Annotated in this window: 16 protein-coding genes; 6 read left to right on the forward strand and 10 right to left on the reverse strand. The window is 73.1% G+C overall.

The genetic code is table 11. The annotated features are described in order from the left end of the window. Nucleotides 1–16: 16 nt before the first annotated feature. On the reverse strand, nt 17–883 hold the full coding sequence (gene folP / locus ACIO5D_RS08455) for a dihydropteroate synthase (protein WP_363612640.1): 867 nt from the start codon (nt 881–883) through the stop codon (nt 17–19). Between the two features lie 72 nt (nt 884–955). Continuing rightward, complete coding sequence (locus tag ACIO5D_RS08460) at nt 956–2,794, reverse strand: phosphatidylglycerol lysyltransferase domain-containing protein (protein WP_400653680.1); 1,839 nt, start codon at nt 2,792–2,794, stop codon at nt 956–958. 352 nt (nt 2,795–3,146) lie between these two features. On the opposite strand from ACIO5D_RS08460, the gene ACIO5D_RS08465 reads away from it, so the two are divergent. Next, nucleotides 3,147–4,331, forward strand: coding sequence for an alpha/beta hydrolase (locus tag ACIO5D_RS08465; protein WP_400653679.1), 1,185 nt, complete (start codon nt 3,147–3,149; stop codon nt 4,329–4,331). A 97-nt stretch (nt 4,332–4,428) separates the two neighbouring features. On the opposite strand, the gene folE is transcribed toward ACIO5D_RS08465, so the two are convergent. From folE to dacB, 6 genes are all read right to left on the reverse strand, one after another. Next, complete coding sequence (folE, locus tag ACIO5D_RS08470; RefSeq protein ID WP_363612647.1) at nt 4,429–5,034, reverse strand: GTP cyclohydrolase I FolE; 606 nt, start codon at nt 5,032–5,034, stop codon at nt 4,429–4,431. A gap of 110 nt (nt 5,035–5,144) precedes the next feature. Next, nucleotides 5,145–7,196 (reverse strand): ATP-dependent zinc metalloprotease FtsH, encoded by a 2,052-nt coding sequence (gene ftsH / locus ACIO5D_RS08475; protein WP_363612649.1) that lies wholly within the window; start codon nt 7,194–7,196, stop codon nt 5,145–5,147. A 226-nt stretch (nt 7,197–7,422) separates the two neighbouring features. Then, nucleotides 7,423–7,977 (reverse strand): hypoxanthine phosphoribosyltransferase, encoded by a 555-nt coding sequence (gene hpt, locus ACIO5D_RS08480; RefSeq protein WP_049654051.1) that lies wholly within the window; start codon nt 7,975–7,977, stop codon nt 7,423–7,425. 71 nt (nt 7,978–8,048) lie between these two features. Beyond that, nucleotides 8,049–9,176, reverse strand: coding sequence for a tRNA lysidine(34) synthetase TilS (tilS, locus tag ACIO5D_RS08485; protein ID WP_363612652.1), 1,128 nt, complete (start codon nt 9,174–9,176; stop codon nt 8,049–8,051). Between the two features lie 299 nt (nt 9,177–9,475). Next, a complete protein-coding gene (locus tag ACIO5D_RS08490; protein ID WP_400794360.1) occupies nt 9,476–10,654 on the reverse strand; it encodes a zinc-dependent metalloprotease in 1,179 nt (392 codons plus the stop codon). Nucleotides 10,655–10,738: 84 nt separating this feature from the next. Then, complete coding sequence (dacB, locus tag ACIO5D_RS08495; RefSeq protein WP_400794362.1) at nt 10,739–12,238, reverse strand: D-alanyl-D-alanine carboxypeptidase/D-alanyl-D-alanine-endopeptidase; 1,500 nt, start codon at nt 12,236–12,238, stop codon at nt 10,739–10,741. 75 nt (nt 12,239–12,313) lie between these two features. On the opposite strand from dacB, the gene ACIO5D_RS08500 reads away from it, so the two are divergent. Beyond that, on the forward strand, nt 12,314–12,805 hold the full coding sequence (locus ACIO5D_RS08500) for an inorganic diphosphatase (protein ID WP_363612658.1): 492 nt from the start codon (nt 12,314–12,316) through the stop codon (nt 12,803–12,805). A 213-nt stretch (nt 12,806–13,018) separates the two neighbouring features. Continuing rightward, nucleotides 13,019–13,690 carry a biliverdin-producing heme oxygenase gene (locus tag ACIO5D_RS08505; protein ID WP_363612660.1) on the forward strand — a complete coding sequence of 224 codons (672 nt, stop codon included), beginning with the start codon at nt 13,019–13,021 and terminating at the stop codon, nt 13,688–13,690. Between the two features lie 85 nt (nt 13,691–13,775). On the opposite strand, the gene ACIO5D_RS08510 is transcribed toward ACIO5D_RS08505, so the two are convergent. Beyond that, a complete protein-coding gene (locus tag ACIO5D_RS08510) occupies nt 13,776–15,464 on the reverse strand; it encodes an HtaA domain-containing protein (protein WP_400794364.1) in 1,689 nt (562 codons plus the stop codon). A 62-nt stretch (nt 15,465–15,526) separates the two neighbouring features. Beyond that, nucleotides 15,527–17,023 carry an HtaA domain-containing protein gene (locus ACIO5D_RS08515; protein WP_400653676.1) on the reverse strand — a complete coding sequence of 499 codons (1,497 nt, stop codon included), beginning with the start codon at nt 17,021–17,023 and terminating at the stop codon, nt 15,527–15,529. 168 nt (nt 17,024–17,191) lie between these two features. Between ACIO5D_RS08515 and ACIO5D_RS08520 the strand changes: the two genes are divergently transcribed. The 3 genes from ACIO5D_RS08520 to ACIO5D_RS08530 are packed head-to-tail and all read left to right on the forward strand — an operon-like array spanning nt 17,192 to nt 20,105. Further along, a complete protein-coding gene (locus ACIO5D_RS08520; protein ID WP_400794366.1) occupies nt 17,192–18,220 on the forward strand; it encodes a hemin ABC transporter substrate-binding protein in 1,029 nt (342 codons plus the stop codon). Then, nucleotides 18,217–19,287 carry a FecCD family ABC transporter permease gene (locus ACIO5D_RS08525; protein ID WP_400653675.1) on the forward strand — a complete coding sequence of 357 codons (1,071 nt, stop codon included), beginning with the start codon at nt 18,217–18,219 and terminating at the stop codon, nt 19,285–19,287. Before ACIO5D_RS08520 ends, ACIO5D_RS08525 begins: the two co-directional genes overlap by 4 nt. Continuing rightward, nucleotides 19,284–20,105: a heme ABC transporter ATP-binding protein gene (locus ACIO5D_RS08530; protein ID WP_400653674.1), complete on the forward strand. Its 822-nt coding sequence runs from the start codon at nt 19,284–19,286 to the stop codon at nt 20,103–20,105. Before ACIO5D_RS08525 ends, ACIO5D_RS08530 begins: the two co-directional genes overlap by 4 nt. Nucleotides 20,106–20,116 lie beyond the last annotated feature (11 nt).

The raw sequence follows: 20,116 nt of genomic DNA on the forward strand, positions 1-20,116 counted from the left end.
ACGGGCAGGAGGAGCCCTACCGAGCCGCGCGCTGCCAGGCCGCGACCACCCGGACGGCGTCCGCCGTGCCGGACACGTCGTGCACCCGCACCGCCCAGGCACCGGCCCGGGCCGACAGCACCGACACCGCGGCGGTCGCGTCGTCGCGCTCCCGGGCCGGGCGCAGTTCCCCGGTTTCCGGGTCGGCGAGCAGCGTACCCAGGAACCGCTTGCGCGATGCGGCGACGAGCACGGGACGCCCGAGCGCGGTGAGGGCGTCGAGACGGCCGAGCAGGGCCCAGTTGTGCTCGGGGGTCTTGGCGAAGCCCAGACCGGGGTCGAGGATCAGCTGCTCCTCCTTGACGCCCGCCGCCAGCAGCGCCTCCACCCGGGCGGTCAGCTCGCCGACCACGTCCGCGACCACGTCGTCGTAGACCGCCAGGGCGTCCATGTCGGCGGACTGCCCGCGCCAGTGCATCACCACGAAGGGCGCGCCGGTCTCGGCCACCACCCGGGCCATCGCCGGGTCGGCGAGGCCGCCGGAGACGTCGTTGACCACCCGGGCGCCGGCCGCGACGGCCTGCTCGGCGACCACGGCGCGCATGGTGTCGATGGAGACGACCACCCCGGCGTCGGCCAGTTCGCGCACCACCGGCAGCACCCGGCGGAGCTCCTCCTCCTCGGACACCCGCTGCGAGCCGGGCCGGGTGGACTCGCCCCCGACGTCCACCAGGTCCGCGCCCCTGGCCCGGAGCGCGAGTCCGTGCGCGATCGCGCGGGCGGGGTCGTGCCACATCCCGCCGTCCGAGAAGGAGTCGGGCGTGACGTTGACCACGCCCATCACGGCGCAGCGGTCGAGCCGCGGCAGTCCGGCCGGAAGGGAGAAGGACAGCAAATCGCTCATACCCCCATTATCGAACGGAGCCCCCGCCGAGGATTCTCGGCGGGGGCTCCGTCCAGGTCGGCGGCGGCGTGGTCAGGCGGCCTCGCCGACCTCCGGCCGGGCCGGGGCGGGCATCAGGCCCTCCCGCTGGCGCCTGCGGCCCAGGCGCGGCATGCCGAGGGTGATGAAGGCCTCGGCCTGCATCGCGGCGAATCCGATCCGCGGCAGGTCGCGGGTGTTGGGGAAGACCAGGAAGCGCGGCTCCCACTCGGGCTGGAACTTGGCGTTGAACTTGTACAGCGACTCGATCTGGAACCAGCGCGAGAGGAACACCAGCAGCCCGCGCCAGGCCCGCAGCACCGGGCCGGCGCCGATCCGCTCGCCGCGGGCCAGCGCCGATCGGAACATCGCGAAGTTGAGCGACACCCGGCGCACGCCCATCGCGGGCACGGCCTGCAGGGCGGCGACGATCAGCAGTTCGTTCAGGCCCGGGTCGGCGGCCCGGTCGCGGCGCATCAGCTCCAGCGAGATGCCGTCCGGCCCCCAGGGCACGAAGTGCAGCACGGCCTTCAGGTCGTCCCCGGTCTCGCCCTCCTCCGGGGCCTTGTGGGCGGTGACCACCACGCAGGCGTCGTCGCCCGGGTCGCCGAAGCGGCCGAGGGCCATCGAGAAGCCGCGCTCGGTGTCGGTGCCGCGCCAGCGGGCGGCGGCATCGGCGATCCGGTACTTCTCCTCCTGGCTGAGGTCGGCGACCCGCCGCACCTGGCAGGAGTAGCCGTTGCGCTCGATCCGCTTGACCATCTGGCGGACGTTGCGCATGGCCCGCCCGGCGAGCGAGAAGGTGCCGGTGTCGACGATCGCCTCGTCGCCCAGCTCCAGCGCGTCCAGGCCCGCCTCGCGGGTCCAGACCTCGCCGCCGACCTCGCTGCAGCCCATCACGGCCGGCACCCAGGCGTGCTCGCGGGCCTCGGCCATGAACACCTTGATCGCGCCCGGCCAGGCCTCCACGTCGCCGACCGGGTCACCGGAGGCGAGCATCACGCCGGAGACCACCCGGTAGGAGATCGCCGCCTTGCCGGTGGGCGAGAAGAGCACGCTCTTGTCGCGGCGCAGCGCGAAGTAGCCCAGCGAGTCCCGCTCGCCGTGCCGGTCGAGCAGCCCGCGGACCTTCTCCTCGTCCTCGGTGGTCAGCTCCGGCTTCGGCTTCTCCGGGCGCAGCGCCAGGTAGGCGGTGGTGAAGGCGGTGAACAGGCCCATGCCGCCGAGCAGGTAGGCGACCAGGTCGGACATCCGGTCCGCGTTGTAGTGGACCGGCCCCTCGAAGCCGAACAGCCCGTACCCGACATGCTGGAGCCGCTCGAACAGGCCCGGGTGGCCGATCTCGTACTTGGCCCGGGTGCTCACGATCAGCAGGCCGAGCAGCACGCTGACGGTGCCCATGACGACCAGGTTGACCACGGCCCGCCAGCGGGTGCGCGGGTCCGCCTTGGCGTAGAACTCGCGCTGGTGCACCAGCATCACCGCGAACAGCACCAGCGAGACCACCGCCGGGCCGATCTGGTGCCAGCGCAGGATGTGCAGTGCGGCGCCGACCGGCAGCAGCACGCAGACCGCGCGCCAGGCGCGCCGCTTGCGCCGGCGCAGCGCGTGGGCGAGCAGCACCAGCAGCAGGCCGATCATCAGCGTCCCGGCCGCGGCCAGGGTGGTGGTACCGCCGGGCAGCTGCCCGGCGAAGCTGTGCACCTTGCTGTGCCGGAGCCTGGGGAACACCGCGCTGGCGATGTCCACCAGCCCGATCAGCAGACAGGCGTAGCCGACCACGCCGGGGAGCCAGGCCCTCGGAACGGCGGCGGCTTGGGTGCGAAGCGTCTGCAGACTGCGCCGACGACGCGGCTGCTCGGGGCTCGGCTCAACGGACACGGGAACGCTCATGGAAGCTCAGCGTAGAGGCTGTGGAGCGGTGTCCTGTCACTCCGGGGGAGGAGTTGTGATGGACCTTCATGCCTTTTCCTTCATCAGGCAATACGCATACCAAGGAACCGGAAACGGAAGGTAAACCGGAACCGAGCACGCGCTGCGATTGAGCCGAGGGTGGGAGCCGGAGCCCCGGTGCCGCGTGGCGCGACGGGGCCCTCACGTACGCGGTACGTACGGTGGACGCCGCATTCTAGGGCTCCGGTTGCGTCCGGTCACTCCCGGCCTCCCCTGCCTGCCCCGGCGCCCGGACAGCCTAGCCGCGGTGGCCCCGGCTGACGGACCGCCAGACGATGAAGCCCGCACCGCAGTGTCCTACCGGAAGGCCGACGGCATGGAACTGACCAGCAACGCGCTGGTGAACTCGCTGCTCGCACTCGGCGCGGCGGCCCTGGTCGCCACCCTCTGGCTCTGGCCCCGGCTGGCCCGCCAGCGCCCGCTGCCGGTGCTCGGCCGGATCGGACTGATGACGGTCACTCAGGCTCTGGTCCTGGCCGTGCTGGCGCTGTCCGTCAACAACTCCTTCGGCTTCTACACCTCGTGGGACGACCTGCTGAACCCCGGCGGCGCCAAACTGACCCTCACCAGCAACGAGAACCACAAGGGCGGCGCACCGGCCTCCGACGAGCTGGTCCAGCCGAGCACCGAGGGCGGCCTGGAGACCGTCACCGACCTGCCCAAGGGTCCCCCGAAGGAGGTCGGCAAGGTGGAGTCGGTCGAGATCACCGGCACGGAGAGCGGCCTCTCCGACCAGATGTTCGTCTACCTGCCGCCCGAGTACTTCGACCCGAAGCTCGCCATGGTCCGCTTCCCGGTGCTGCTCGCCCTGGCCGGCTTCCCCGGCACCACCCTGCAACTGCTCAAGGAGCTGCCCGTCCCGCAGACCGCCTGGGAGCTGCGGAAGACCGGGAAGATGGCACCCGCCATCATCGTGCTGGCCCGCCCGACCGTCGCCCCGCCCCGCGACACCGAGTGCGTCGACGTGCCCGGCGGGCCGCGCACCGAGTCCTGGTTCGCCAAGGACGTGCCCGAGGCGCTCCGCTCGGCCTACCGGGTCAGCCGCTCGCCCTCCTCCTGGGGTGTGCTCGGCTTCTCCTCCGGCGGGAGCTGCGCGCTCCGTCTGGCGATGCGCTTCCCGGAGGTCTACGGCAACGGCACCGGCATGCACGCCGACTTCAAGGTGGCCGAGGACCAGTTCACCGGCGGCAACCTCTTCGGCGGCGATCAGACCCTGGCCGCCCAGAGCGACCTCGACTGGCGGCTGCAGAACCTCCCGGCGCCGGCCCTCTCACTGCTGGTGATCAGCACCCGCAAGGAGTCGGACTACCCGGACACGCTGAGGTTCGTCGACCACGCCCGGCAGGTGGCGGCCGCCAACCCGCAGTTCAAGGTCGATTCGCTCTACCTGGACGACGGCGGCCACAACTTCGAGAGCTGGGTCCGCGAGCTGCCCGCCGCCCTGGAGTGGATGAGCGCCCGGCTCAACTGGGCCTGACCGGCGGCGCGGCCGGGAAGGTGGCCACCCTCCCGGCCGGGCTCGCCCGCACCGCACGGGGTGCTCTGAGCGCATCCGCCGCCCGCTACCGCTACCGCTACCGCCCGATGATCAGGCTCATCGCCTCGGCCCGGGTGGCCGGGTCGCGCAGCTGGCCGCGCACGCAGGAGGTGATCGTCTTGGCGCCGGGCTTGCGGATGCCGCGCATCGACATGCACATGTGCTCGCACTCGACCACGACGATCGCGCCGCGCGGTTCGAGGATCCGCATCAGCGCGTCCGCGACCTGGCTGGTGAGCCGCTCCTGCACCTGCGGGCGGCGGGCGTAGACGTCGACCAGCCGGGCCAGCTTGGACAGCCCGGTGATCTTGCCGCTGGTGGACGGGATGTACCCGACGTGCGCGACGCCCCGGAACGGCACCAGGTGGTGCTCGCAGACCGAGGTCAGCTCGATGTCCTTGACCAGCACCATCTCGTCGTGGCCGAGGTCGAAGGTGGTGGTCAGAACGTCCTCGGGCTCCTGCCAGAGGCCGGCGAATATCTCCTTGTACGCCCGGGCCACCCGGGCCGGGGTCTCCAGCAGACCCTCGCGGTCCGGGTCCTCCCCCACGGCGAGCAGCAGCTCGCGAATGGCGTTCTCGGCCCGCTTCTGGTCGAAGGTCCCGACGGTGGACGAACCGTCGAGCGTCACCGGGTCGATCATGCGGGCCTCGCTAACTAGGTGGGACTTGGCTTAACAGCACGGATGCCGCGCCTCCAGGGTACAAACCCTGGTGACGCGGCATCCATTCCGTCCTTTGCCAGGCGGCCGGATCAGCCCTCGGCGGGCGGCTCGGTCGGCAGCGGCGGGAGCTTCACCACGTCGACCGGGGTGGTCTCCGCAGCGGCGGCGCCGTTGGTCAGCGCCAGCTCCTTCGGGGACTGCACCGGCGGCCGGGTGGACGGCGTGCGCCGGGACGAGCCCGTCCAGGCCGGCCGGGCCGGGCGCTTGACGATCGTCGCGAAGATCTCGGCGATCTGCTCCTTGTTGAGGGTCTCCTTCTCCAGGAGCTCCAGGACCAGGTTGTCGAGCACGTCGCGGTTCTCGACCAGGATCTCCCAGGCCTCGTTGTGCGCGGTCTCGATGAGCTTCTTGACCTCTTCGTCGACCAGCCCGGCGACCTCTTCCGAGTAGTCGCGCTGGTGGCCCATCTCACGGCCCAGGAACGGCTCGGCGCTGTCCGAACCGAACTTGATCGCGCCGAGCCGCTCGGTCATCCCGTACTGGGTGACCATGGCGCGGGCCGTCGCGGTGGCCTTCTCGATGTCGTTCGACGCACCGGTGGTCGGGTCGTGGAAGACCAGCTCCTCCGCCGCGCGGCCGCCCAGCATGTAGGCCAGCTGGTCCAGCATCTCGTTGCGGGTGGTGGAGTACTTGTCCTCGTCCGGCAGCACCATGGTGTAGCCGAGGGCCCGGCCGCGGGACAGGATGGTGATCTTGTGCACCGGGTCGCTGTTGGGGCACGCCGCCGCCACCAGGGCGTGGCCGCCCTCGTGGTACGCGGTGATCTTCTTCTCCCGGTCGGACATGATCCGCGTGCGCTTCTGCGGACCGGCCACGACGCGGTCGATCGCCTCGTCCAGGATGCCGTTGTCGATCAGCTTCTTGTCCGAACGGGCGGTCAGCAGAGCGGCCTCGTTGAGGACGTTCGACAGATCCGCGCCGGTGAAGCCGGGGGTGCGCTTGGCGACGGCCGAGAGGTCGACGTCCGGCGCGATCGGCTTGCCCTTCTGGTGCACCTTGAGGATGTCCAGCCGGCCCTGGAGGTCGGGACGCTCCACCGCGATCTGGCGGTCGAAGCGGCCCGGGCGCAGCAGCGCCGGGTCCAGGATGTCGGGGCGGTTGGTGGCGGCGATCAGGATGACGCCGCCCTTGACGTCGAAGCCGTCCATCTCGACCAGCAGCTGGTTGAGGGTCTGCTCGCGCTCGTCGTGGCCACCGCCGAGGCCCGCACCGCGGTGCCGGCCGACGGCGTCGATCTCGTCGACGAAGACGATCGCCGGGGCGTTCGCCTTGGCCTGCTCGAAGAGGTCGCGGACCCGGCTGGCGCCGACACCGACGAACATCTCGACGAAGTCGGAACCCGAGATCGAGTAGAACGGCACCCCGGCCTCGCCCGCGACGGCACGCGCCAGCAGGGTCTTACCGGTACCGGGCGGGCCGTACAGCAGCACGCCCTTGGGGATCTTGGCGCCGACCGCCTGGAACTTGGCCGGCTCCTGCAGGAACTCCTTGATCTCGTGGAGCTCCTCGACCGCCTCGTCCGCACCGGCGACATCCGAGAAGGTGGTCTTCGGGGTGTCCTTGGTGAGCAGCTTGGCCTTGGACTTGCCGAACTGCATGACGCGCGAGCCGCCGCCCTGCATCTGGTTCATCAGGAACAGGAAGACCAGGACGATGATCACAATGGGCAGCATCGACAGCAGCAGGCTGACGAAGGTGCTCTGCTTCTCCGGGCTGATGGTGTAGCCCTCGGAGAGCGTGCTCTGGTCGTTGTCGTTGATCTGGGCCTGGAGCTTGTCGGCGATCGCGACACCCTGGTCGCCGATGTACGAGGCCTGGAACTTGCTGCCGGACGGAACCTTGCCCGTACCGGCGTTGGACAGGCTTGCGCCGTCCTTCAGCTGGATCTTGATCGTGTTCGAGTCACCGGTGGTGATCTGCGCCGACTTGACCTGCTTGGCGTCGATCGCGGCGACGACCTGCCCGGTGTCCACCGTCTTGTAGCCGTTCGAATCCGAAACGACCTGCATCAAGACGATGACGGCGAGGACGGCCAGCACGATCCACATGATCGGCGCACGGAAGTATCGCTTGACGTCCATCCATGCGGGGCGTTGCCGCCCCGTCCCTCCTGCCACTCAACGGCGCCGCGGGGCCGTGGCCGCCGGCGCATCCGGTCTGTGCTCATGTGAAGAGCGGTTTTATTGGACCGTACCGCAGTCCGACCCGCCCGTGGCGGGAGCACAGCGACACGACGTATTTCTTTGTCCCCCCGACTCAACGGGCGGGAACGGCGTACTGTTCCCGCCCGTAGCCCGAACGGAGCTCTCAGCCGCCGTAGACGTGCGGGGCGAGGGTGCCGATGAACGGGAGGTTGCGCAGCTTCTCCGCGTAGTCCAGGCCATAGCCGACCACGAACTCGTTGGGGATGTCGAAACCGACGTACTTGACGTCGATCTCGACCTTGGCGGCGTCGGGCTTGCGCAGCAGGGCACAGACCTCCAGCGAGGCCGGGCCGCGCGAGCCCAGGTTGCCCAGCAGCCAGGACAGCGTCAGCCCGGAGTCGATGATGTCCTCGACGATCAGGACGTCCCGGCCGGCGATGTCGGTGTCGAGGTCCTTGAGGATCCGCACCACACCGGAGGACTTGGTGCCCATGCCGTACGAGGAGACCGCCATCCAGTCCATGGTCACCTGCGAGTGCAGGGTGCGGGCGAGGTCCGCCATGACCATCACGGCCCCCTTGAGGACACCGACGATCAACAGATCCTTGCCTGCGTAGTCCCGGTCGATGCGCTCGGCCAGCTCCAGGAGCTTGGCGTCGATCTCGTCCTTGCTGATGAGCACCTTCGCGAGGTCAGCGCCCATGTCGTTCTGATCCACCGGGGATACGTCCTCAAACGTTCGGGGTCTGTGTGGCCGGCGGCCCGGCGCCCCGGGAGCATGCCTGCCCGTCAGTCGCCCTGTCGCCGAAAGACCAGCGTGCCACACCTGCGGGTGGCCTCGACGCCCCCGGGTAGGTGCAGCGGCCCCTGACCGCGCCATCCGGTGACCAGCAGGTCGATCGTTTCGAGGTGCCGCGCGAAGAGGTCCCCGGCCGGGCAGCCCGCCCGCAGTGCGGCCCTGCGCAGGACCCGGCGGCGCACCGCGGGCGGCAGTTCGGCCAGCTTCACGACCTCCAGGGCGCCCTCGCCGGACCGGAGATCGCGCTCGGCCAGCGCGGCCCACTGGTCCAGGGCGTCGGCGTCGTCGCGGAACAGCCGGGCGGTGCGGGCCAGCGCCTCCACCACGCCGCCGCCGAGATGCTTCTCCAGGACCGGCAGCACCTCGTGGCGCACCCGGGAGCGGGTGTACGCCGGGTCACAGTTGTGCGGGTCGTCCCAGACCGGGATCGACTGGGCGGAGCAGGCCTGCCGGGTGGCGGCCCGGTCCAGCTCCAGCAGCGGGCGGCGGTAGCGGCCCTTCTGGGCGGGCATCCCGGCCAGCGAACGGGAGCCCGAACCCCGGGCGAGGCCCAGCAGCACCGTCTCCGCCTGGTCGTCACGGGTGTGGCCGAGCAGGACGGCGACCGCGCCGTGGCGCTCGGCGGCCTCGTCCAGGGCCGCGTAGCGGGCGTCCCGGGCCGCGGCCTCCGGTCCGCCGGCCCGGCCGACCCGGACCGGGACCGCCTCGACCGGGTCGAGCCCGAGCGAGCGCAGCCGGTCGGCGACCTGGGCGGCGCGGTCGGCGGAGCCGTCCTGGAGGCCGTGGTCGACGGTGACGGCACCGACCCGCAGGCCGATCTTGGGGGCTTCGAAGGCGGCGGCGATGGCCAGGGCCATGGAGTCCGCGCCCCCGCTGACGGCGACCAGGACCAGCGGCGAGCCGGGAGCGGCCGGGGTGCGCGGCAGCCCGGAGGGGTGGCGGTGGGCGTTGCCGATCAGGGTGGTCCCGACGGCGGCGCCGACCAGCGGCGCTCCGCTCGAACGCTCGCGCGGCTCCCGGACCGGGGCGGTGAAGGTGGTGCCGGCCTCGGCGGCGAGGTCGGTGAGCGTGCGGCGTACGGCCAGGCGTATCGCTGCGACGGCGGGGTGTGGGCCCACGGCGGACGACTCCTCGGCGGAGGGGACAGGACGGCGGCGGGCGCGGCGGGAACCGCACCCTCCGTAAGCGCCTCGTTACCGGGCGCTCACAGATGGTGGCAGAAAGGAGCGACCCGCTACGCCACCCGCGCCACCAGTACGACCACCGTCCCACGTACGGGTGAATGGAAAAACGTATCTTCACCCGCCATCTGCACGATTGGACCACTCGTACGAACGGGTTTGACCGCCGTCGGCCACCCTTCGGTGGCCAATCTGATCAGCAGCTCGCGTGATCGGCGGCTGGTCGGCTGGTCGGATCAGTGGGCGACGCGGGCGACCCAGGCGGCCGGGTCGTGGATCTCGTCCTTGGTCGGCAGGGTGTTCGGCGAGGTCCAGACCCGGTTGAAGCCGTCCATGCCGACCCGCTCGACCACACCGCGCACGAAGACCGCGCCGTCCTGGTACTGACGGAGCTTGGCGTCCATGCCGAGCAGTCGGCGGAGCACCAGGTCGAGGCGGTTGGCGCCGCGGTCCCGGCGCTGCTGGAACTTCTCCCGGATCTCCGCCACGCTCGGCACCACGGCCGGGCCGACGCCGTCCATCACCACGTCGGCGTGGCCCTCCAGCAGCGACATCACGGCCGTCAGCCGGCCCAGGATCTCGCGCTGCGCGGGCGACTGGACGACCTCCAGCAGACCGGTGGACGCCGAGCCGTCGCCGCGGCCGGCCAGACCCGGCAGGCCGCCGCCGAGCGAACCGGCCGCGTCCCGCAGGCGGTCCAGCAGCGCGCCCGGGTCGACGTCCGTCTCGGCCAGGAAGGACTGCACCTCGGACTGGATGTGGTCGCGCAGCCACGGGACGGCGGTGAACTGGGTGCGGTGGGTCTCCTCGTGCAGGCAGACCCAGAGCCGGAAGTCCGACGGGTCGACGTCCAGCTCGCGCTCGACGTGCACGATGTTCGGGGCCACCAGCAGCAGCCGGCCCGGGCCCGGGTCCTCGGGGCCGAGCCGGGGCTTGTCGAACAGCGCGGCCGGGCTGTCCGGCGCCTCCAGCGAGGGCTCCGCCGGGGCGAAGGTCTCGTACTGCCCGAGCACCTTGGTGGAGAGGAAGGCCAGCAGGGCGCCGACCTCGATGCCGGTGGCCTTCTCCCCCACCGTGCCGAGGACGCCCGCCGTGGTGCTGCCCGCCCGGCGGGCCTGGAGCTTCTCCACCAGGGGCTGGACGATGGTGCGGAAGCCCGCCACGTTGGCCCGCACCCAGCCGGGGCGGTCCACGATCAGCACCGGGGTCGCGGCCGTCTCGGTGAGACTGCTGGAGCGCATCCCGGTGAACCCCCGGACGTGCTCCTCGGCCTCCAGGGCGTGCCGGCGCAGCTCCGCCACCACGGCCGCCGCTTCGGCGCGGCTCACCTCCGGCCCCGGCCGTACCAGCCTGGTCGCGGTTGCGACCGCGAGATTCCAGTCGACCATGTCAGCACCGCCGCTCGCGCTCGTCATGCCCTCACCGTACGTGCTCCCGTCCGTCGGGGGGAGCCACAGGCGCCGACGTCCTGGGGAGTGGACCGCTCCGGTGCGTCCGGGTCAGTGGCAGCCGCAGGCGGCCAGCCGGGCGACGATGCGGTCCATGGCCGCGCGGGCGGTGTCGGCGGGGGCGGCGGTCCTCGTCATCACGGCGAAGGAGAGCAGCCGGCCGTCGGCGTCCACCACCGTCCCGGCCAGCGTGTTGACGCCGCTCAGGCTGCCGGTCTTGGCGCGGACCAGACCGGCCGCCTCCGCCGCACCGGAGTTGACGCCGAAGCGCTTGCCGAGGGTGCCGGTGAAACCGGCGATCGGCAGGCCGGTCAGCACCGGGCGCAGCTTCGGGTGCTGGTCCGAGGCGGCCAGCGCGAGCAGGTGGACCAGGACGGCCGGCGGGATCGCGTTGTCGGGGTGCAGCCCGCTGCCGTCGTTGAGCACCACTCCGGCCGTCGGCACGCCGAGCCGGGCGAGCTCCTGGGTGACGGCGGTGGCGGCGCCCTCGAAGCTGGCCGGTTGGCCTGCGGCCAGCGCGGCCTGACGGGCGATCGCCTCGGCGAGGGTGTTGTCCGAGGTGGTCAGCAGCCGCTCGACGAGCCGGGCGACGGTCGGTGAGTCCACCCGGCCGAGGACCGGTGCGGCGGCGGGCGCCGGGGCGGCGGACGGCCTGGCCTTGCCGTCGACGGTGATGCCCTGGGCCTTGAGCAGGGCGGCGAAGGCGTCGGCCGCCTGGGCGGCCGGGTCGGCCACCCGGGCCGGCGCCTCCTCGCGGCTCTTCGGGTCGACCTTGCCCTCGTCGATCATCAGCGGGGTGACCAGGGCGATGTTCGCCGCGTCGTGGTTCTTGTGCTGCGGGTTGCCGGAGTAGAGCGAGAGGTCGTAGTCCAGCCTGACCGTGGTGGTGCCGACGGCCCTCAGGGCGGCGGCGGTCTGGCGCGCCAGTGCGTCCAGCGAGGCCGGCGCGGTGTCGGCGTCGGCCGGGAGCCCGCCGATCTGCACCTGGTCGGCGGGCAGCGCGGTGAGCGTCGGGTCCCCGCCACCCACGAGGGTGATCCGGTCCGGGTCCGTTCCCTTGACGACCCGGGTGCTCAGCCGGGTGTCCGCCGGGATCAGCGAGAGCGCGGCCACCGTGGTCGCCAGTTTGGTGGTGGAGGCGGGGGTGGCGGGCGTGTCCGCCCCGGAGCCGTACAGGAGCCGGCCGCCGGCCGCGTCCGCGACGGCGAAGGTGACGGTGCCGAGGCTCTTGTCGCCGAGCGCGCCGGCGAGCGCCTGCTGGAGGCCCTGGAGGGTCGGCACCCCGGCCGTCGGACCGGCCTCGGCGGCGGTCAGGACGCCCGTCGCGGCGGGCGCCGGGCGGCCGGCGGCGGACGGGGCCGCGGAGCCGGACGGGACGGGGGACCGCTCGTCGCCCTCGCCGTGCCCGGCGGTGTGCCCGCCGGGCGAGGGGGACGGCTGCGCGTACGCACCACCCGAGGTCAGGACCGTACCGGCGACCAGCACCGCCGCTCCGAACAGCCCTGCGGCCGTTCCCCGGCGGCGATGCCCCGCCCCGACCCCAGCTCTCACCGACGGCCCCTTTCCCGAGCACTCACTCCCGTAGGAGACACTTGGATTCTGTCAGTCCCTACCTTGGAGGAACCGTTGGAGTTCGACGTCCTTATCGAAATCCCGAAGGGCTCCCGCAACAAGTACGAGGTCGACCACGAGTCCGGTCGTCTGCGGCTTGACCGGATGCTCTTCACCTCGACCCGCTACCCGGCCGACTACGGCTACGTCGAGGGCACGCTCGGCGAGGACGGCGACCCGCTGGACGCGCTGGTCATCCTGGACGAGCCGACCTTCCCCGGTTGCCTCATCAAGTGCCGCGCCATCGGCATGTTCCAGATGACGGACGAGGCCGGCGGCGACGACAAGCTGCTGTGCGTCCCGGCGACCGACCCGCGCTGGGAGCACCTGCGCGACATCCACCACGTGTCGGAGTTCGACCGCCTGGAGATCCAGCACTTCTTCGAGGTCTACAAGGACCTGGAGCCGGGCAAGTCGGTCGAGGGCGCCAACTGGGTCGGCCGCGCCGAGGCCGAGGCCGAGGTCACCGCCTCGATCAAGCGTCTGGCGGAGTCCGGCGGTCACTGAGCCGTCGTACCGATCTCGTTCGTCCAGGGCCGTTCGAGGCAGGTCGAGGCAGTCGGAGGCCGGGGTTTGCGGAGCGATCCGCGGGCCCCGGCCTTCGCCGTGTCCGGGGCCGGGACTATGGTCCGGGTTTACCGACAACCTGTCGGCATGACGTTGACTTAGGTTAGGCTAACCATAACAATCGGGGGTGATCCCGATCCCCTGGAGGCCCGCATGCCCACGCCCGAGCAGCCCGCTCCGTTCTCCACCGTGCTCCGCACCGCCAGCAGCGAGGAACACGAGGCCGCGGAACAGTCCTCGTTCATGAGCCACCTGCTCGGCGGACGGCTCGGGATCGACGCCTACGCCGACCTCACGAGCCAGCTCTGGTACGTCTACCGCGCGCTGGAGGGCCGGACCGCCGAGCTGGCGGACCATCCGGTGGCCGGACCGTTCATCGACCGCGCGCTGCTGCGCACCGCCGCCATCGAGCGCGATCTGGAGCACCTGCGCGGAGCCGACTGGCGCGCGGGGCTGGCGCCGCTGCCCGCCACCGCCGCGTACGTCGCCCGGGTGGAGGAGCTGGCGGCCGAGTGGCCGGCCGGGTACATCGCGCACCACTACACCCGCTACCTCGGCGACCTGTCCGGCGGTCAGATCATCCGCGGCATAGCCGAGAAGACCTGGGGCTTCGAGCGCAAGGGCGACGGCGTGCGGTTCTACGTCTTCGAGGAGGTCGACAACCCGGCCGCCTTCAAGCGCGAGTACCGGGCCAGGCTGGACGCCGCCGGCCTGGCGCTGGACGACATCGAGCGCCGTCGGGTGGTCGACGAGTGCAAGCGCGCCTTCGTGCTCAACGGCGCGGTCTTCCGCGACCTGGACGCGCGCTACCCGCTGAGTGCATAAACGTTTCTCCCCGCACACGTGGGCCCCGGCGAGCAACCGCTCACCGGGGCCGTTTCGTGTGCGGGCCGCTTCGGGCGGGGGTCCGTCAGGCCTGCGCGCCGCGGCGGCGGACCAGGACGGTGGCGCTGCCGCCGACCAGCAGCAGTCCGGCGGCGGTGGCCAGCAGCGGCACCACGGGGGTGCCGGAGCCGGTGGAGGCCAGCAGGCCGCCACCGCCGAGGCCGGCGCCGCCGGTGGTCAGCGTGGCACCACCGGCCGTACCCGCGCCGCCCGTACCGGAGTCGGCACCGCCGGTCGTGCCACCCGCCGTGCCACCGGTCGTGCCACCGGCCGGCGGGGTGGTCGGCAGCTGGGCGTTCCGGTCGAAGGCCAGCGAGACCGAGACCGGGTCCAGCGCCTCGCCCGCCTGGTAGTTGGCGAACGCGGGCACGCCCTCGGCGGTCAGCGTGGCGGGCACCGCGGAGAGCGTCACCACGCCGTCGACCGGGGCGAGGTCGGCCTTCGAGAGGTCCAGCTTGGCGATCCTGGCAGCGGAGAGCGAGGTGCTCTTCCCGTCCATGGACTTGGCGTTGACGTCGGCGGTCAGGTACGCGCCGTCCCGGTCGATCGTCAGGCCCGGCTTGGAGATGGTGGTGTCCAGCTTGTAGCCGCCGTTCTCCGGGTGGCCGAGGAAACGGACCGAGCCGTTGAAGCCGGCCGCCACCGAGTGGGTCGCGGTGTCGTACGTGCCGGTGGCGCCGGCGAAGCGGTAGTCGGCCGCGCCGCCGCCGAACTCGACCTTGCCGTTGGCGACCGGGCTCTCCAGGTACTTGCGGAAGCTCGCCTTGACCGACCAGTCCAGGGTGCCGTTGACGATGGCGAGTTCGCCGTTGCCGCTCGGCGCGGTGGTGGCCGAGGGGGTGCCGGTGGCGGACGGCGTACCCGTCGGCGAGGGGGTACCGGTGCCCGTCGCGCTCGCCGACGGCGAGCCGGTCGGCGAAGGAGTACCGGTCGTGGTGGCGGAGGCGGTCGGCGACGGGGTGCCGGTCGCGGACGGCGAACCGGTCGGCGCCGGGGTACCCGTGGCGGACGGCGACCGGGTGGGGCTCGGCGACTGGGTCGCGGACGGCGTGGCGGACGGCGTGGCGGTCGGCGAGGGCGTGGCCGGGCTCTGCTTCAGCAGCAGCGACAACGGGTCGAGGTCCGCGCCGGCCTGGTAGAAGCCCGCGAACGCCCTGGCGCCCTCCTCGGTGAGCTTGGCCGCCGTAGGCACGCCGGTGGTGGTGTCCCGGCCGACGGTGAACGTCGCCAGCGGCACGTCGTCCCGTCGGGTGATCTCGGCGCCGACCGTCTCCTTGGACGCGGTGTCGGCGGTGAGCGTGCCGGCCGTCCCCGAGGTGCTGATCTTCAGGTCGCTCAGCGCCACGTCCAGCGCGCCGTGGTGGGCGCTGAACCGGACGCCACCGGTGAAGGCCGAGCTGAGGACGTGCGTGGACAGGTCGTACGTGGCGCTCGCCAGGCCGAAGTGGAAGCTGCCGTCGGCGTTGGTGGTGGCGCCCCCGGTCAGCTCCACACCACCCTGGCCGATCGGCCCGGTGACGTAGCTACGGAAGCTGGCCTTCACCCCCCAGTCCAGCCCGCCGGTGTCGTACGTGACGCTGCCGGGGCCGCCTGCGGCGAGGGCCAGCGCGGGGGCGCCGAAGGCGGTCAGGCCGAGGCCGGCGGTGGCGGCCGCGAGGGCGGCGAGGCGGGTGCGGTTGCGGCGGCCCGGCCGCTGGGCGGTGCTGCGGGACATGGTGGTGCTCCGTTCGGTGGGCGGGGGAAGGTGGTGCGGCGTCAGACCGGGGCGGGGCCGGGTCAGGACGCGTCGCCGGGGGCGGACCGGCGGCTCCGGCGCCGGGCGAGCACGCCGCCGGCCGCGGCGAGCGCCGCCACCAGCAGGCCGCCGGCCACCGCCACCACCGGGACACCGCCCGAGGAGGAGGCGGAGGAGGCGACCGGCGCGGCGGAGGGCGTCGCGGTGGCGGCCGGGGCGCTGCCGATGTCGGGCAGCGGGGGCAGGGCGGCGGCCGGGTCGAGGGCGACCGCGAAGCTCAGCGGGTCCATGTCGGTGCCCGCCGGGTAGAGGTTGCCGAACGCCTTGGCCCCCTCCTCGGTGAGCTTCAGCGGCAGCTCGACGGCCTTCAGCAGACCGCCCTCGGGCGTGAGGCCGGCCGCGTCGAAGACGGCCAGCCGGACGCCGGTGAGCTGCTGCGAGCCGCCGTCCGGCGTCCGGCCGGAGACGTCCGCGACCAGCCGGCCCTGGCCGCCGGCCACCGTCACCCCCGGGTTGGCGAGGGTGAGGTCCAGCCCGTAGCCGTCGCCGCTCCGCATCCCGGTGAAGCGGACGCTGCCGGAGAAGGCGGCGGTGAGCTCTCCGGTGGCGGCGTCGTAGCCACCCCTGGCCGGGGTCCAGCGGTAGAACGCGCCGCCGTCCGCCGCGCCGCCGCCGAGTTCCCAGCGGCCCTTGGCGATCGAACCCGTGACGTAGTCGCGGAAGGTCCGCCGTACGCCCCAGTCGAGCGCGCCGTTGGCGAACTCGGTGCGGGCGGGGGCCTGCGGGGCGGCGCTCGACGGCTGACCGGTCGTCGGCTGCGCGGTCGGCGGCTCGGCGGCCGGCGTGGTGGCCGGCGGCGTGGTGGCGGCCGGGGAGGGCGTGCCCCGCGCGGTGGTGGGCTGCGTCGCGGGCAGGTTGACCGAGAGCGTGACCGGGTCCAGCGCCGTCCCGGCGGTGTAGAAGCTGCCGAAGGCCTTGGCCCCGGCGTCGGTCAGCGTCGCGGGCACATTGCTGAGCGTCAGGGTCCCGGCCGCGCCGCGCAGATCGACGCCGGCCAGCGAGAGATCGGCCAGTTTCGCCTGACTGGCGCTGCTGACCTGTCCGGTCTCCCTGGACTTGCTGCTGACGTCCGCGTAGAGCCCGGCCGCGCCGCCCTGGACGGCCCGGAAGGTGATCCGTCCGACGCTCAGGTCGAGCGCGTTGACGCCGTTCTCCTGGTGCCCGGTGAACCGGACACCGCCGGAGAACCCGGCGCTCAGCGCCCCGCTCGCCGGGTCGTACGTGCCGGTGGCGGAGTGGAACCGGAAGGTGCTGCCACCGACCGTGGCCGCGCCTCCGGTCAGCCCCCAACTCCCCTTGGCGATGGGCCCGGTGACGTACGTCAGGAAGGACTGTTTGATCCCCCAGTCCAGTCTCCCGCCGGAGACCTTCCCCTCGGCGGCGGCCGCCTGGAAGGGCAGCAGCGCCGCGGTGAGGAGGGCTGCCAGAGCGGCCACCAGGGAGGCGGCCAGGCGACGGAGCCGTCTGGGCAGAGGCACGGGGGATCACTCCTCGGCACGACAGGGGACACGACGGGGGAAGGGGCCGGCACGACGCCGACCCCCTTGCGAAACTGAGGTAAGGCTAACCTAATATATGAGTCAAGAGTCCCCCCGCCGCCCCTCGCACCCGGCCGCCGGTGGTGACAACTCCCAGTGAAGGGCCGCATGTTGAGCAGCACGATCCGAACCCGGGCCACCCGCGGGCCCGCCCTCCTGCTGCTCGCCCTCGGCCTGCTGCTCGCCCTGACCGCCTGCGGCGCGGCCACCGGCGCGACCGGAGCGGCCGGCTCGGCCGGCACCTCGCGCGCCCCGGACGCGGTCGAGCCACTGCCCGTCGAGCCCGCCCCGCAGCTGCCGGCCACCGCCGCCTCCGCCGACGGCCGATCGGTCACCGTCACCAGCGCCGACCGGATCATCCCGCTGAACGGCAGCCTCGCCGAGATCGTGTTCAGCCTCGGCCTCGGCCCCAGGGTGGTCGCCCGGGACGTCTCCACCACCTTCCAGCAGGCCTCCGCGCTGCCGGTGATCACCCAGGCCCACGACGTCTCCGCCGAGGGCGTGCTCTCGCTGCACCCCACCGTCGTCCTCGCCGACCGCTCCACCGGCCCGGCCGAGGCCATCGCGCAGATCCGGGCGGCCGGCGTCCCGCTGATCGTCCTGGACGACGCCAAGCGGCTCGCCGACGTCGGCCCCCGGATCGACACCGTCGCGGCCGCCCTCGGCGTCCCGGACGCGGGACGGCAGCTGAAGGAGCGCACCGAGCAGCGGATCACCGAGGCCAGGGCCGCGCTCCCCGGCGCCGACCGCCGTCCCAGGGTCGCCTTCCTCTACCTGCGCGGCAGCGCCTCCGTCTTCCTGCTGGGCGGCCCCGCCTCCGGCGCCACCTCGCTGATCGAGGCCGTCGGCGGCGAGGACGCGGGCCAGGCCGCCGGGCTCACCGGCGACTTCACCCCGCTCACCAGCGAGGCCCTGGTCAAGGCCGCGCCCGACGCGATCCTGGTGATGAGCAAGGGCCTGGACTCGGTCGGCGGCGTCGACGGCCTGCTCAAGCTGCCCGGTGTCGCCCAGACCCCGGCCGGGCTGGACCGCCGGATCGTCTCGATCGAGGACGGCCAGCTGCTCAGCTACGGCCCGCGCACCCCGCAGGTGTTGCGCGAGATCGCCGAGCAGCTCTACCCGACGGCCGCCAAGTGAGCACCGCCGTACGGGAGAAGCCCGTCCCGCTGCCCAGGGCCCGCAGCCGCACCGCCCTGATCACCACCGCGCTCGCCGTCGCCCTGGTGCTCTGCGCCCTGCTCGCGGCCGGCATCGGCGCCTACCGGATCCCGCTCGGCGACATCCTCGCCTCCTTCGCCCACCGGCTCGGCCTCGGCGGGCACGCGCTGGACCGCGTCCCCGAGTCGGTGCTCTGGAACGTCCGCCTCCCCCGGGTGGTGCTGGCCCTGCTGGTCGGCGGCTCGCTGGGCTGCGCGGGCGCGCTGATGCAGGGCGTGTTCGGCAATCCGCTCGCCGAGCCGGCCGTGATCGGCGTCTCCTCCGGCGGCGCGGTCGGCGCGGTGGCCTGCATCGTGCTCGGCCTGGACGCCCTCGGCAACTGGACGGTGACCGTCTTCGCCTTCGCCGGCGGCCTGGTCACGGTCTTCGCGGTGTACGCGATGTCCCGCTCCGGCGGCCGCACCGAGGTGGTCACGCTGATCCTCACCGGGGTCGCCGTCAACGCCTTCTGCGGCGCCCTGATCGGCATCTTCCTGTTCACCGCCGACTCCGCGGCGATCAGCCAGGTCACCTTCTGGCAGCTCGGCTCGCTCTCCCAGGCCACCTGGGGCAAGGTGCTCGCCGTCCTCCCGTTCGCCGCCGTCGGCCTCGCCGTGGCACCGCTCCACGCGCGGAAGCTGGACCTGCTGGCGCTCGGCGAACGCCCGGCCCGCCACCTCGGGGTGGACGTCGAGCGGATGCGGCTGGTGCTGATCACCGTCGTCGCGCTGCTGACCGCCGCCGCCGTCGCCGTCAGCGGCATCATCGGCTTCGTCGGGCTGGTCGTCCCGCACCTGCTGCGGATGGCGGCCGGCCCGGGCCACCGCTTCCTGCTGCCCGCCTCCGCCCTCGGCGGCGCCCTGGTGCTGGTCGCGGGCGACCTCGCCGCCCGCACCCTCGCCGAGCCCGCCGAACTGCCGCTCGGCGTGCTCACCGCGCTGATCGGCAGCCCGTTCTTCTTCTGGCTGCTGCGCCGGACCAGGACCAAGCAGGGAGGCTGGGCATGAGACTGCGCACCGACCGGTCGGTACCCCGACGCCCGCTGCCCGGGGACGAACTGCTCACCGCCGACGCCGTCCGGCTGACCGTCGGCGGGCGCGAACTGCTGGCCGGCGCCTCGGTCCGGGTCGCGGCGGGCGAGGTGCTGGCGCTGCTCGGCCCGAACGGCGCCGGCAAGTCCACCCTGCTCTCCGTCCTCGCCGGGGACCTCCCGCCGACCGCGGGCGAGGTCCGGCTGCACGGCCGCCCGCTGGCCGGGTACGGCACCGCCGAACTCGCCCGGCACCGGGCGCTGCTGCCGCAGTCCGCCGCGCTGTCCTTCCCGTTCCCGGCCGGCGAGGTGGTCCGGATGGGCCGCGCCCCCTGGTCCGGTACGGCGGCCGCCGCCGAGGACGAACCGGTGATCGCCGAGGCGATGGCCGCCACCGAGTCCACCGCCTTCGCCGAGCGCCCGTTCACCGCGCTCTCCGGCGGCGAACGGGCCCGGGTGGCGCTCGCCCGGGTCCTGGCGCAGCGCGCCCCACTGCTGCTCCTGGACGAGCCGACCGCCGCCCTCGACCTGCGCCACCAGGAGCTGGTGCTGCGGGTGGCCCGGGCGCGGGCCGCCGCCGGGGACGGCGTGGTCGTGGTGCTGCACGACCTCTCACTGGCGGCGGCCTACGCGGACCGGGTGGTGCTGCTGACCGCCGGTGCCACGGTCGCGGACGGGCCGGTGGCCGAGGTGCTGCGCGCGCCGCTGCTCAGCGAGGTGTACGGCCACCCGGTCGAGGTGCTGCCGCACCCGCGCACCGGCGTCCCGCTGGTGCTGCCGGAGCGGGACCGCTGACCACCCGGTGC

The organism is Kitasatospora sp. NPDC087315 (assembly GCF_044744345.1).
Lineage (GTDB): Bacteria > Actinomycetota > Actinomycetes > Streptomycetales > Streptomycetaceae > Kitasatospora.